Source organism: Aeromonas sp. TECH754 (assembly GCF_056279295.1).
On sequence record NZ_JBWBRA010000001.1, the window covers coordinates 3,373,313 to 3,386,315 of the forward strand.

The 13,003-nt window shown below is 61.0% G+C and carries 11 protein-coding genes; 5 read left to right on the top strand and 6 right to left on the bottom strand.

Annotated elements, in window-relative coordinates; translation table 11 throughout:
- Window positions 1-224: 224 nt before the first annotated feature.
- Entirely contained in the window at window positions 225-2,798 is a 2,574-nt protein-coding gene (gene mutS / locus ACZ9IL_RS15275) for a DNA mismatch repair protein MutS (protein ID WP_476004245.1), read from the top strand.
- Between the two features lie 75 nt (window positions 2,799-2,873).
- Here mutS and ACZ9IL_RS15280 read toward each other — a convergent pair whose 3' ends face one another.
- Together ACZ9IL_RS15280 and ACZ9IL_RS15285 are read right to left on the bottom strand one after the other, a co-directional pair.
- Complete coding sequence (locus ACZ9IL_RS15280; protein WP_476004246.1) at window positions 2,874-4,472, bottom strand: BCCT family transporter; 1,599 nt, start codon at window positions 4,470-4,472, stop codon at window positions 2,874-2,876.
- 9 nt (window positions 4,473-4,481) lie between these two features.
- Window positions 4,482-5,009: a hypothetical protein gene (locus ACZ9IL_RS15285; protein ID WP_476004247.1), complete on the bottom strand. Its 528-nt coding sequence runs from the start codon at window positions 5,007-5,009 to the stop codon at window positions 4,482-4,484.
- 162 nt (window positions 5,010-5,171) lie between these two features.
- On the opposite strand from ACZ9IL_RS15285, the gene ACZ9IL_RS15290 reads away from it, so the two are divergent.
- Complete coding sequence (locus tag ACZ9IL_RS15290; RefSeq protein WP_476004248.1) at window positions 5,172-5,651, top strand: MarR family winged helix-turn-helix transcriptional regulator; 480 nt, start codon at window positions 5,172-5,174, stop codon at window positions 5,649-5,651.
- 61 nt (window positions 5,652-5,712) lie between these two features.
- Here the strand turns inward: ACZ9IL_RS15290 and ACZ9IL_RS15295 are convergent, their stop codons facing one another.
- Window positions 5,713-6,294 carry a YjaG family protein gene (locus ACZ9IL_RS15295; RefSeq protein ID WP_476004249.1) on the bottom strand — a complete coding sequence of 194 codons (582 nt, stop codon included), beginning with the start codon at window positions 6,292-6,294 and terminating at the stop codon, window positions 5,713-5,715.
- Between the two features lie 160 nt (window positions 6,295-6,454).
- Between ACZ9IL_RS15295 and ACZ9IL_RS15300 the strand changes: the two genes are divergently transcribed.
- A complete protein-coding gene (locus ACZ9IL_RS15300) occupies window positions 6,455-7,399 on the top strand; it encodes a D-2-hydroxyacid dehydrogenase (RefSeq protein WP_476004250.1) in 945 nt (314 codons plus the stop codon).
- A 66-nt stretch (window positions 7,400-7,465) separates the two neighbouring features.
- On the opposite strand, the gene mepM is transcribed toward ACZ9IL_RS15300, so the two are convergent.
- Window positions 7,466-8,803: a murein DD-endopeptidase MepM gene (gene mepM, locus ACZ9IL_RS15305; protein WP_476004251.1), complete on the bottom strand. Its 1,338-nt coding sequence runs from the start codon at window positions 8,801-8,803 to the stop codon at window positions 7,466-7,468.
- Between the two features lie 270 nt (window positions 8,804-9,073).
- On the opposite strand from mepM, the gene ACZ9IL_RS15310 reads away from it, so the two are divergent.
- Both ACZ9IL_RS15310 and ACZ9IL_RS15315 read left to right on the top strand, forming a co-directional pair.
- Window positions 9,074-10,372, top strand: coding sequence for a LapD/MoxY N-terminal periplasmic domain-containing protein (locus ACZ9IL_RS15310; protein ID WP_476004252.1), 1,299 nt, complete (start codon window positions 9,074-9,076; stop codon window positions 10,370-10,372).
- Window positions 10,369-11,304, top strand: a complete 936-nt coding sequence (locus ACZ9IL_RS15315; RefSeq protein WP_476004253.1) for a TAXI family TRAP transporter solute-binding subunit — start codon at window positions 10,369-10,371, stop codon at window positions 11,302-11,304. Before ACZ9IL_RS15310 ends, ACZ9IL_RS15315 begins: the two co-directional genes overlap by 4 nt.
- Here ACZ9IL_RS15315 and ACZ9IL_RS15320 read toward each other — a convergent pair.
- Both ACZ9IL_RS15320 and znuA read right to left on the bottom strand, forming a co-directional pair.
- Entirely contained in the window at window positions 11,299-11,970 is a 672-nt protein-coding gene (locus tag ACZ9IL_RS15320; RefSeq protein ID WP_476004254.1) for a transglutaminase-like cysteine peptidase, read from the bottom strand. The genes ACZ9IL_RS15315 and ACZ9IL_RS15320 overlap by 6 nt on opposite strands.
- A 73-nt stretch (window positions 11,971-12,043) precedes the next feature.
- Window positions 12,044-12,958, bottom strand: coding sequence for a zinc ABC transporter substrate-binding protein ZnuA (gene znuA / locus ACZ9IL_RS15325; RefSeq protein ID WP_476004255.1), 915 nt, complete (start codon window positions 12,956-12,958; stop codon window positions 12,044-12,046).
- Window positions 12,959-13,003: the final 45 nt, after the last annotated feature.

Consider the following 13,003-nt stretch of genomic DNA (forward strand, 5'->3'; position numbering starts at 1 on the left):
TCCCCGAACCCACTCCCATTCCCGCAGCGCCACCAGACCCGATGCTTTATCGCTCGCCCCATACAAGGTTTCACGGGCAGTTGCCAAATCCTGAAGCCTCACCGAGTTTCTCCCCGAGGTAGAGATTCCCCCTCACCATCTCGCCTCGAGCATGTAGAATGGCGGCCAGATTCAGACCCATCAAGGCAGACGCTTGCCCGCAAGAGCACCCTCTGGAACAGCACATGACAGCACAATACCAAGCCCCCAGCGCCGCCCTCGGCGCCCACACCCCCATGATGCAGCAGTATCTTGGTCTCAAGGCCGAGAATCCGGAGATCCTGCTGTTCTACCGGATGGGCGACTTCTACGAACTCTTCTATGACGATGCCCGCAAGGCCTCCCAACTGCTCGACATCTCCCTGACCAAGCGCGGTCAGTCGGCGGGCAGCCCCATTCCCATGGCGGGGGTGCCCTATCACGCCATCGAGGGCTATCTCGCCAAGCTGGTGCAGCTCGGCGAATCCGCCGCCATCTGCGAACAGGTGGGGGATCCCGCCACCAGCAAGGGGCCGGTGGAGCGCAAGGTCATCCGCATCATCACCCCAGGCACCGTCTCCGACGAGGCGCTGCTCTCCGAGCGCCAAGATAATCTGATCGCCGCCGTCTATCACGATGGCCGCCGCTTCGGCTACAGCACCATGGACGTGAGCTCCGGCCGCTTCTTCATCAACCAGTTCGACAAGGAAGAGACGCTGCTGGCGGAGCTGCAACGCACCAACCCGGCCGAGCTGCTCTACCCGGAATCCTTCGAGTTCTTGCACCACGTTGAGGGCCGCCGCGGTCTGCGCCGCCGCCCCGAGTGGGAATTTGAGCTCGGCACCGCCCGCAAGCTGCTGTGTCAGCAGTTCGGCACCCAGGATCTGGTAGGCTTTGGGGTCGAGCAGAGCGAGACCGCCCTGTGCGCCGCCGGCTGTCTGATGCAGTACGTGAAAGACACCCAGCGCACCGCCCTGCCCCACATTCGCGGCGTGCGCCTCGAACAGCCGGATCACGCCGTCATCATGGATGCCGCCACCCGCCGCAACCTGGAGCTGACCCAGAATCTGGCGGGAGGCTATGAAAACACCCTGGCCGAGGTACTGGACAGAACCGCCACTCCCATGGGCAGCCGGTTGCTCAAGCGCTGGATCCACCAGCCGATCCGGGATCGGGTGATCCTCAAGGGGCGTCAGAGCACCATCAAGGAGCTCATCGAGCAGAACCTGTACGACGATCTCGGTGCCCTGCTGCGCCAGGTCGGCGACGTGGAGCGGGTGCTGGCTCGCCTCGCCCTGCGCAGTGCCCGCCCGCGCGACCTGACTCGCCTGCGGCAAGCTTTTGCGCAACTGCCCGAGCTGCAAAGGCTGTTGGCCGACAGCGAACACGAGGCGGTGCAGCAGCTCGGCGAGCGGGCCAGCACCTTCCCCGAGCTGCTTGACTTGCTGGAGCGCGCCATGATGGAGGTGCCGCCCGTGCTGATCCGCGATGGCGGCGTCATCCGTGACGGCTTCAATCAGGAGCTGGACGAGCTGCGGGATCTGGCGAACGGTGCCACCGCCAGCCTAGCCCGCATCGAGGAGCGGGAGAAGACCCTGACCGGCATCAACACCCTCAAGGTGGGCTACAACAGGGTGCACGGCTTCTATATCGAGGTGAGTCGCGCCAACAGCCATCTGGTACCGGCCCACTACATCCGCCGCCAGACACTCAAGAACAATGAGCGCTACATCATCGATGAGCTGAAGAAGTACGAAGACAAGGTACTCACCGCCCAGGCCCAGGCGCTGGCATTGGAGAAGCGCCTCTACGAGGAGCTGCTCGATGCCCTGCTGCCCCATCTCGGGGATCTGCAGGATTCAGCCGCCGCGCTGGCCGAGCTGGACGTGCTGGCCAACCTGGCCGAGCGGGCCGAGACCCTGGACTACCGCTGCCCGACCCTGATCGACGAGGAGCAGATCCTGATCGAAGGGGGCCGCCACCCGGTGGTGGAACAGGTGATGAGCGACCCCTTCATCGCCAACCCGATCAGGCTGGCCCGGGAACGGCGTATGCTGATCATCACCGGCCCCAACATGGGTGGTAAGTCCACTTATATGCGCCAGACCGCACTCATCGTGCTGCTGGCCCACATCGGCGCCTTCGTGCCCGCCGACAGCGCCCGCATCGGCCCCATCGATCGTATCTTCACCCGCATCGGTGCGTCGGACGACTTGGCCTCTGGAAGGTCCACCTTTATGGTGGAGATGACCGAGACCGCCAACATCCTCAACAACGCCACCGCCCGCAGCCTGGTGCTGATGGACGAGATCGGCCGCGGCACCAGCACCTACGACGGCCTCTCCTTGGCCTGGGCCTGTGCCGAACAGCTGGCAAGCAAGATCGGCGCCTACACCCTGTTCGCCACCCACTACTTCGAGCTGACCCGGCTGCCGGAGCTGATGGAAGGGCTGGCCAACGTCCATCTGGATGCGGTGGAGCACGGCGATACCATCGCCTTCATGCATGCTGTGCAGGAGGGGGCGGCCAGCCGCTCCTACGGCCTGCAAGTCGCGGCGTTGGCCGGGGTGCCGAAGGCGGTGATAAGCCAGGCCCGCCACAAGCTGGCGGAGCTGGAGAGCGCCGCGCCGGCGCCCGCGAGCGGCAAGGCACGCAAGGCCCCGCCGGTGAAGCCAGTCCAGGCCCATCCGGTGGTGGAAGAGCTGGCCGCGGTACGCCCGGATGAACTGAGCCCGCGTCAGGCGCTGGATCTGCTCTACCGTCTCAAACAGATGCTGTGATGGGCGCGGTGCAGGATGCAAAAAGGGGAACCGAGAGGTTCCCCTTTTGCTTTGCGCGCTTTGTTCGTCGCCGGATCAGGCCGGACCAATCCTGTCAGCCAGGCTCATGTGTGAGGAGCCATCGTGGCGTTTGAGGTTCTGCCGGTATTCAATCTGGCGCTGGCTCTCTTGCTTGAGCCCCAGCATCAGCGAATAGCACATGGCCAGCATGATCACCGAGAACGGCAAGGCCGCGATGATGCTGGCCGCCTGCAGGGCCGCCAAGCCACCCGACACCAGCAGGATGGCCGCCACCAGCCCCTGACCCAGTCCCCAGACCGCGCGGTGCAGCACGGGGGGCTCCTTGTCTCCGATGGAGAGCAGGGTGGTGATGACCAGGGTGCCCGAGTCACTGGAGGTGATGAAATAGGTGCAGATCAGCAGGGTCAGCACCCCCTTGGCTATCCAGCCGAAGGTCTCCCAGTGCAGCAGCTCCACCGTCTTGTAGAGCGCCAGCGTCACATCCTGATTGACCGCGGCAACCACACCGCCACCGCCAAACAGCTCCAGGTTCATGGCGGTACCGCCAAACACCGTCAGCCAGAACATGCCGAGCAGGGAAGGCACCAGCAGCACGCCGAGCACGAATTCACGGATGGTACGCCCCTTGGAGATGCGGGCGATGAACATGCCGACGAAGGGTGCCCAGGCAATCCACCAGCCCCAGTAGAAGGCGGTCCAGCTAGACTGCCAGGCCGAGGTGCCGTTGGCCTCGGTGTTGGTCCAGAAGCTCAGCTTGATGATGTTCTGCAGGTAGTCACCGATGTTCTGCACATAGGCGTTGAGGATGTAGGTGGTCGGCCCCAGCACCAGGAAGAGCCCGAGCACGAACACGCTCAGCCAGATGTTGAGCTCGGAGAGCAGCTTGACCCCACGCCCTACCCCTGAGACCGCAGACAGGGTCGCTATCAGGCTGATGCCGCCGATGAGCCAGAGCTGGTTGCTCTGCGACACCGCCATGCCGAACATCTGGTTGAGACCGGTGTTCATCTGGGAGACGCCGAGGCCGAGGGAGGTCGCCACCCCGAACACGGTACCGAATACCGCCAACACGTCGGCAGCATGGCCCCAGAAGCCGTAGATACGCTCACCGAGGATGGGATAGAGCACCGAGCGAATGGCCAGCGGCAACTTGCGGCGATAGCTGAAGAAGGCCAGCGACAGACCGACGATCACATAGATGGCCCAGGGGTGCAGACCCCAGTGGAAGAAGGTGAGGCGCATGGCGATCTGGGCCGCCTCCGGTGTCATTCCCTCGGTGATGAAGGGATTGCCCTGCAGGTGATTCATGGGCTCGGCGATGCTCCAGAACACCAACCCGATCCCCATGCCGGCACTGAACAGCATGGAGAACCAGGCGAAGTAGCCAAACTCCGGTACCTGGTCGTCGTCGCCCAGCCGGATGCTGCCGAAGCGGCTGAACATCAGATAGACGGCGAAGAACAGAAACAGGGCGACCACCAGAATGTAGTACCACTTGAACCCGGCAATGATAGTGTCCTTGGCGCCGACGAACCAAGCCGCCGCCGTCTCGGGCACGAAGACCCCGAACAGCAGGAACAGGGTGATGACGGTGAGTGCCGTCATGGCCATGGTGGGATTGAGGCCTTTCAGTAGCCCTTTGGTTGCTCTCATCGGGCCTCCTTAGTCGTTGTTGAAAAAATCTTCACCCACGTGATCACCCGCGCCACCGATGGCGCGATAGACCATCTGGCCTGCCAGCTCGGTGCGATGATCCACCAGGGTGACCGAAGGCTGACCATTCACCGCATGGCGCTTGCCGAGGAAGATGGCCATGGGCACACCCAGGTTGGAGATGCCGCTGGTGATCCAGAGACGGTTGAAGTCGTAGGATCCACCGATGAACTCGAGCTGGGCCAGGCCGGTATCGAGGCCCGTCAGGTAGAAGTTCATGGCACTCTCGTCGGGGAAGAGGTGCACCAGCACATAGGCGTAGCGTAATTCATTCACCAACTCATTTAGGCTGAAAGCACCTGTCTCGCTGTAGGAGAGGGGCAACTCGCCATCGTAGTGGTGTACCTTGAGGTTGTTGGGGTCTTCGTCATAGGCGGGTTGATAGCGCACGAAGGCCGAGGTATCCGGCAGTTCATAGCGCACTCTGACGACCCTGAGTCCGGCCACCAGCGACTTGATATCCAGTGCATCATTCATGTATCACTCCTCGAATATCGGGTTTAAATTCGGAAATTACCCGATAACCTAACATATAATTAATTAGAGCAGAAATGATTACACCAAAAACCATATTGACCTTCCGACAAATTAGGCGGACAATTTTGCGCCTCTCAACAGCCCTGCTACGACCCAGATCCCATGGAAAAACATGATGAAGTGCTGGTTGCCCTGCGCCAGATCATCCGTGCCATCGACATGCACTCCAAACGCTTGATCAAGGAAGCCGGGCTGACCTCGCCCCAGCTCCTGCTGCTCAAGGGGATCAACGAGCTGGGGCAGATCTCCATGCGCCAGCTGGCGGATCACACCAACATGAGTCAGGCCACCGCGACCACCATCATGGATCGCCTGGAGAGCCGTCAGCTGGTGCAGCGTATTCGCAGCAGCACCGACAAGCGCAAGGTGCACGCGACGCTGACTGACGCAGGCCGTGCCCTGCTGGCACAGGCGCCCACCCCGCTGCAGGAGAGCTTTATCCAGCGCTTCCAGGCGCTGGAAATCTGGGAGCAGGGCTTGCTGCTCTCCTCCCTGCAGCGTATCTCGGCCATGATGAATGCCGATGGCATCGATGCAGCCCCCGTGCTGAGCGTCAGACCGCTCACCGAAGAGCGGGCCTGAGCCACGGACATAAAAAAAGCTCCCAAACGGGAGCTTTTTTTCTATGGGGTCCCCAGCGGGATCACTCTTCCAGGCTGATGCCGATGTTGGAGACACCATCCTGGGCCGCAAACTGGCGAATGGCCAGGATGCGGTCGCTGTCACGTTCATGGGCCACCCGCTTGAGCAGCTCGACCTGGAACTCCAGCTCGGCCTCGATGTATTCGTGCTCGTACAGCTCTTCGTCGGTCAGCTCACGGCCTTCCAGCATGTCGATGAAACCGGCGACCGTGCCCACCGAGGCATGGCTGGCATCTTCCGCTTCTTCTCCCACCCGGCAGATCACCGAGTTGTAGGCACAGCCCAGCGCCACGCAGGCATCCAGCGCCGGGTAGGCACCGTAAGATTCGAACTTGCCCGGCTCGGGAATGTAGACCTCAAATGCCTCCAGAATGGCTCCCAGATTGACACGGGATCCCTTCACGGTGAGGTAGTTCCACATCTGATCCAGCGCATGGCGAAATGCCTTCGCATCACCAAAACCGGCCGCCTGGGTAAACAGCGCATAGTTGGGGTACATGCGCTCTGCCAGCGCCAGGGTGTAGACGGTCTGTTGCCAAGGCTGTAGCTCGGCCAGTCGCTTATAAAACTTGTCACCAAACACTGGAGTCGGATCCTTTGCAAAATGTGGGACGGATTGTAGCCCACGAGGGGCGTGGCGAAAACGAAAAAGCACCCGGCTCGGCTATCTTGCCCGATCAACTGGGGTAAGATGGAAACAGTACCTCCTCCGCCGTGCCATAAACATGATAAGGAACAAGAGTATGAGCCAACGTACCCTGCTTCTGCTCAGCCAGGACAACACGCACTATGAACGTCTGCTCAAGGCGGCCCACCTCCCCCATCTGCGCATTCTGCGGGCCGACAACCAGAGCGAAGCCGAGCGACTGATCGGGGAGGCTCATATCCTGATGGCCGAGCCGGCCCGCGCCAAGCCGCTGCTGCCCAAGGCCGGCAAGCTCGGCTGGCTGCAATCCACCTATGCCGGGGTCGACGTGCTGCTGGATGCCAGCTGCCGCCGCGACTACCTGCTGACCAATGTGCGCGGCATCTTCGGCCCGCTGATGAGCGAGTACGTGTTCGGTCACCTGCTCAGCCTGTCGCGCCAGCTGCCGCTCTATCGTGAGCAGCAGCAACAGAAGCAGTGGCAGAGCCATCCCTACCAGGGACTCAAGGGCAAGACATTGCTGCTACTCGGTACCGGCAGCATAGGCCAGCACATCGCCCAGACCGGCAAGCATTTTGGCATGAGAGTGCTCGGCATCAGTCACAGCGGTCGTGAGCGGGCAGGCTTCGATCAGGTGTATCAGCTGCCGGCGCTCAACAAGATGCTGGCCCAGGCCGATGTCATCGTCAGCGTGTTGCCGGCAACCCGCGAGACCCGCCACCTGTTCACCGCCGAGCGCTTCAAACATTGCAAGCCAAGCGCCATCCTGTTCAACGTCGGCCGGGGCAATGCCGTACACGAAGGCGATCTGCTGGAGGCGCTGCGTACCGGACAGCTCGCGATGGCCGTGCTGGATGTGTTCGAGCAGGAACCCCTGCCGGCGACCAGCGCACTCTGGCACCAGCCCAATCTCATCGTCACCCCCCACAACAGCGCCTACAGCTTCCCGGAAGATGTGGCCCAGATCTTCATCCGCAACTACATCCGCTTCATCGACGGTCAGCAGCTCGATGGCCGGATCGACTTCGACAAGGGCTATTGAGCCCTGACTGCAATGAAAAAGGCCCCGCCAATCTGGCGGGGCCTTTTTCTATCCGGACGGAGGGGATTAACCCGCCTCCATCTCCTTGCGATAGCTCTTCACCTTGGCGAGGAACTGGCGCTTGTCCTTGCCGCTCAGAGGCTCCGCCATCGGCAGTTTGACCTTCATGGCATCCACCGGGCGGTTGTTGATCCGCACCTCATAGTGCAGGTGCGCACCGGTGGAGCGGCCCGTGTTGCCAGAGAGCGCAATCTTGTCCCCCATCTTCACCTTCTGACCGGGCTTCACCAGCAGCTTGCTCAGGTGCAGATAGCGGGTCATCAGGGTACGGCCATGCTTGATCACCACATAGGTGCCGGCCAGCGGGTGACGCGTCGCCTTGAGCACGACCCCGTCACCGGTGGCCATGACCGCCGTCCCCACCGGCAGGGCGAAGTCGGTTCCCTCATGGGGACGTACCTGACCCGTGATGGGGTGGCGGCGAACCGGGTTGAAGTTGGAGCTGACCCGATAGCGACTGTGAGTCGGATAACGGCGGAAGCCGCGCTCCAGGCTGTTCGCCTGGCCGTCATAATAGTTGCCATCTTCCGACAACCAGGCCGATACCGCCTTGCCCTGGTTGAACACCTCCACCCCCAGCAACTGGGTGTTGCCGGTGCTCTTGCCCTCGACTGTCTCCTGTCTCACCAGCACCTTGAACTTGTCACCCTTTTGCAGATCCTTGGCGAAATTCATCCGCCATTGGAACAGGTTGGCAATCTTCTGGATGTGGTTCGCCGGGATCCCCGCATTGCGGGCGCTGACGTAGAAGCTGCCGTTGATGACACCGTCATAACTCTTCTGCTGCCACTGCACCTCTTCATTGAGCATGTTTGCGCTGTAGGTGTCGTCGGTACGCTCCAGCACCAGGGTCTGCTTGATGTTCAGGCGGATCTTCAACTGCTGCAGTATGTTGTCCTGATCGATCAGCAACTCTATGGTCTGGCCGGGCTTGAGGCGGGCCAGGCTGTTCTTGGCATCCGCATCCAGCACCTTGTAGAGGGTGGTGGTGGAGAGCCCCAGGTTGTTGAAGATGGTGGTCAGGTTTTCGCCGTTACGCACCCGGTAATCCTGCCACTGGGGGGTGGCATCGGCCGGGATGTCATCCTCGGGGGCCGCAGTCTCCACCAGTTCGTGATCCGGAATATCGTTGAAGTCGGTGTTGTCTTCGTTGGTTGCGGTGCCGGTGGTGGCAATGGGCAACTCCAGACGCAGTGGCCGCTCCAGGATGTCGCCTGGTGCTGGCAATACGGCTACCGCTGACAGCGTCATGGCCGTGAGCAATAACATGGCGTAAAAATGCTTGCGGGGAACCGGGGGTTCCCAGTTGGCAGCTTGCGCTACCAAGGGACGGAGACGTTTCATCCGCTATCCTGTCGTTAGATCTAAGGGTGGTAGTTGTGGGTCTGTTTTTATGAGTTTTTATTATGAAAACCGAATATCTGGTTTTTAGACCTAAATACTTACAAAAAGTTCATAGCTATATGCACGAACCTCACATTTTATGCATAACCTCCCTGCATGGGCAGAAATGATCGTCGCTTTTAACCATTTTTTTCTATTTTTAAGAACCGGGTCCGGTTGTTTTCCCATCCGAATCGTCAAATGTTGCAATAACATTGCCATGGAGTAGGTATGTCATTGGCCAGATTGTTAAATGTAATCATCCTGATCCTGTTCGCCATCGGTGCCATCCTGCTGGTCATGCTGGAGATCACCACGGTACGGCAATCCATCCTCGATCAGATGTCGGCCAATCTGGAGACTGCCATCACGGCGCTGGGTCTGGTGCTGCAAGGCACCCTGCTCAACGACGACAAGGTGCTGGCGGAAACCATTGTCAACGCCATGTTCGACGGCGGCTTCGTCAGCTCGGTCACCCTGCTGGATCCGGATGGTCAGTTGCTGTTTCAGAAGACATTCCAGACGGCGCAACAGAACATCCCCAGCTGGCTGCCTGCCGTGATCAGCATGCCGCCGGTCAAGGTGGAGCAGGAGCTCACCGATGGCTGGCGCATCCTCGGCACCCTCACGCTCGAGGGGCACAGAGGCTATGCCTACCAACATCTGTGGAACGCCATCAGCCGGACCGGGCTGGCCCTGCTCGGGGGGCTGGTAGTGCTAACCCTCATCATCCAGTGGGTGTGCAACCGCCTGCTGCGCCCCCTCGAGCAAGTCAGCCTGCAGTTGATGCAGATCCGCAGACGCCAGTTCAGTGGCAATCTGCCCACCCCCTGGCTGCTGGAGCTGCAGGAGGTCGTGATCTCCATCAATCAGCTGGTCTCCGAGCGCAAGCGGGATCTGCTGCAACAACGGCTCAAGATCACCCAGCTCGGCAAGCACTACAACATCCAGGCCAGCCAACCGCTGATGGGGCTGGCCGAGACGGCAAACGGCATGCATCTGCAGCACTTTGTCTCCACCCAGGGGGACATCAGGCTATACAGCCGGCTTATCCCCCGCACTCCCCCGACCACGGACAGTTCGCCGGACGAGATCCGGACCCTGCTCAACGACTGGCTGGCACAGAAGGCAGAGGGGATCCAGCTCCCCCTCAGTCTGCTCGCCCACCCTGACTGGGCACAGTTCGCCTCATCCCTGGCCAGCGGCAAGGGCAAGACCCTGGACTGGCGCTGGGATCTGACCAGTTTCCCCCCGCTGGCCGAGGAACGGATGACGACGCTGCAGGCCCAGGGGGTCGAGATGGCATTCAGCAATGTGCCGATGAACAGCGACAACCTGACCAGGCTCGATCCCGTCAGGCCGGTGTTCATCAGCTGTCAGCTGACCCAGGCCCCCCTCTACTGGAATCTGCTCTCCCAGTGTCTGCATGCCTCCGGCTATACCCTGCTGGCAGAAGCGAGCGAGGTGAGCGACATCGATACCCTGCGTGGCTGGGGCGTAGATGGTTATGCCAGCCAGGGGGCATCATGAGAACTTTTCTGCTGTTACTTGCCCTGCTGTGGCACACCGGCTCGCAGGCCGCCACCATAGCCACGGGTGGCGAGCAGGGCATCTACTACCAGGTCATCAAGGAGTTCTGTCGACTGGCCGGCAAGAGCGACCCAGATCTGCAATGCAAACTGCAGGCCAGCTCGGGCTCCATCGAGAATCTGCGTCGACTGCAAGCGGGAGAGATCCCCTATGCCCTCGTCCAATCCGACTGGCTCTATCAGGCCAGCCATGGCACCGGGCCTTTCACCGCGCAACCTCAGCCCAAGCTAAGGGCCCTCTTCGCCACCCATGCCGAGCCTTTCACCATAGTGGTGCGCGCCGATGGGGATATCACCGGGCTGGAGCAACTCAAGATGTCCCCCATCGACATGGGGCTGAAGAGCTCGGGCACCCGTCAGACGGCACTGGCCCTGTTTGCAGTGCTGGGGGCCAGGGAGCAGGATCTGGATCTGAAGAGCGTGGCCAATCTGGCTGAGGGGCTGTGCAGCAAACAAATCGATGCCTACGGCGTGGTGATGGGGCACCCGAACCGGATAGTGCTGGATACCAGCAAGCGCTGCCCTATCCGTTTCTTGCCGATTGAAGGGGTGGTCCGGGATCAACTGCTGAAGGGCGTGACCTATTATCAACGCAGTCAGGTGCCCGCCCGCATCTATCCCGGCAATCTGAAGGCCACCCCCACCTTTGCCATCGCCGCCACCCTGGTCACCAATGCCGCCACCCCGGATGCCGAGGTCTATCGCCTGACCAAGGCGATGCTGAGCCAGCAGACCAGTTTCAACGAGCAGACCTACGGCTACGCCAACCTGTTTCACAAGGCGCGCAACAAGATAGGCCCGGTGCTGAGCGTCGAGCAGCACCCCGGAGCGGCAAAGTACTTCGAGGAGTTGAAGGCGGCAGGCAAGTTATAGCTGGCGACGGGGAGTGCGCAGATGCTCGCTGGAGAAGCGGCTCTGCATCGAGGTCCATTGAGTCAGGCGATCGGCGCTGCCGGCCAAGGTTCCCTCGCGGCGCGACTTCATGACCCAGATGCTCTTGGCATCGAAGCTGTAAACCGGTTGCAGGTCGTTGCGCTGACTACCGGGCAGGATGCGGCCATTGATGTTGTCGAGCACCAGCGGATCGGACTTGGTGGTCGGGAAATAGAGCGTCACCATGTGAAACTGGTTGTAGCGGATGGCCTTCACATAGGCCAACCGCAGCTTCTTCTCATCGATCCCAAGCTCCATCAGGGTGTAATACTTGGAGATGCTGTAATCCTCGCAGTCCCCTCCCCGGGCGCCGATAAACTCCAGTGGATTGGCCCAGTAATCCTCCTCCCCCCACAGCTTGGGATCATCGCTGTAGGTCAGGTTGTTGAAGTAGTTGTTGACCAGATCCAGCTTCTGCCGATCCGTCGTGCCCGCCCTGGGAGCGAGCAAGCGGGAAAATGCCTCGGCCCGTTGCAACGCCCGGCCACCGTAAACTTCCTGCAACTTGGCCTTGAGCTCAGGGCTGGCAATGTAGCTGGAGAGCTGGGAAGCCTGCAGCGGGACACCGGCCAGTGCCAGGATGCAGGCGGGGACAATGCATTTCATACCGGGCACTCCATCTCATACGCTGGAGGTCAGTATAGTCAGCCCTGACGGTCAGATGACCACCGCCACCACCTTAGCGGCACTCGGCAAAGGCATCGGCCAGTTGCTGCATGAATTGCGGATAACCATCGGGTCCGAGCGGTACCTGTTCACCCACCTCATCCAGCAGCAGCACCTTGGCGCCCGTATTGCGTGCCACCGACTCGATCACCGCTGGCGAGAATTGCGGCTCGGCGTAGATGCAACTCGCCTGTTTCTCCTCCAGCGCCTTGCGGATCTCCACCAGGGTTTTGGCGCCGGGTCGACGCTCCGGGCTCACGGTAAAGTGGCCCTTTGAACTCATGCCGTAGTGACGTTCCCAATAGCCATAGGCCTCGTGGAAGACGAAGTACCCCTTCTGATTCACCGCCTTCATCTGCCCGGCGATGAGCTTGTCCTTAGCCTCCACCTTGGCCTCGAACGCCTTCAAATTGGCACCGTAACGCGCGGCATTGGTCGGGTCCTGAGCACTCAGGGTGTCGCTCAGCGCCTTGGCGATCACCAGTGCCTGGGTCGGCCCCAGCCAGATGTGAGGGTCGACCCCTTCGTGATGATGCCCTTCGTGGCCGTCATGATTGTGACCCTCATGATCTTCGTCGGCGTGCTCCTCATGCCCAGCCTGCTTGGTGTAGTCGAACAGCGGCATACCCTGCACCTTGGTCAGGGTCAGCACATGAGGTTGCTGGGCCAGTGGCTTGGCCATGAAGCCTTCCAGCTCGGGGCCGACCCAAACCACCAGATCGGCGTCGTTGATGCTGCGGATATCGGAGGGGCGCAGGGCGAAGTCATGAGGAGAAGCGCCGGTCGGCAGCAATACCTTGGGTTCACTGACACCGTCGGTGATGGCGGCCGCGATAAAGCCGAGGGGTTTGATGGTGGTCAGCACCTCGAGGGCGCGGACGGGCAGACTCACCACCAGCAAGGCAGTGATCAGGGTAAGAATTCGCATAGGGGTCTCGTCAGGAAGTGTGTGTGTGATAATATAACAAACCAA

Excerpts from the sequence above, each read along its gene's own strand:
- mutS (WP_476004245.1), top strand. The coding sequence starts at position 225 with ATGACAGCACAATACCAAGCCCCCAGCGCCGCCCTCGGCGCCCACACC.
- ACZ9IL_RS15280 (WP_476004246.1), bottom strand. The coding sequence starts at position 4,472 with ATGAGAGCAACCAAAGGGCTACTGAAAGGCCTCAATCCCACCATGGCC.
- ACZ9IL_RS15285 (WP_476004247.1), bottom strand. The coding sequence starts at position 5,009 with ATGAATGATGCACTGGATATCAAGTCGCTGGTGGCCGGACTCAGGGTC.
- ACZ9IL_RS15290 (WP_476004248.1), top strand. The coding sequence starts at position 5,172 with ATGGAAAAACATGATGAAGTGCTGGTTGCCCTGCGCCAGATCATCCGT.
- ACZ9IL_RS15300 (WP_476004250.1), top strand. The coding sequence starts at position 6,455 with ATGAGCCAACGTACCCTGCTTCTGCTCAGCCAGGACAACACGCACTAT.
- mepM (WP_476004251.1), bottom strand. The coding sequence starts at position 8,803 with ATGAAACGTCTCCGTCCCTTGGTAGCGCAAGCTGCCAACTGGGAACCC.
- ACZ9IL_RS15310 (WP_476004252.1), top strand. The coding sequence starts at position 9,074 with ATGTCATTGGCCAGATTGTTAAATGTAATCATCCTGATCCTGTTCGCC.
- ACZ9IL_RS15315 (WP_476004253.1), top strand. The coding sequence starts at position 10,369 with ATGAGAACTTTTCTGCTGTTACTTGCCCTGCTGTGGCACACCGGCTCG.
- ACZ9IL_RS15320 (WP_476004254.1), bottom strand. The coding sequence starts at position 11,970 with ATGAAATGCATTGTCCCCGCCTGCATCCTGGCACTGGCCGGTGTCCCG.
- znuA (WP_476004255.1), bottom strand. The coding sequence starts at position 12,958 with ATGCGAATTCTTACCCTGATCACTGCCTTGCTGGTGGTGAGTCTGCCC.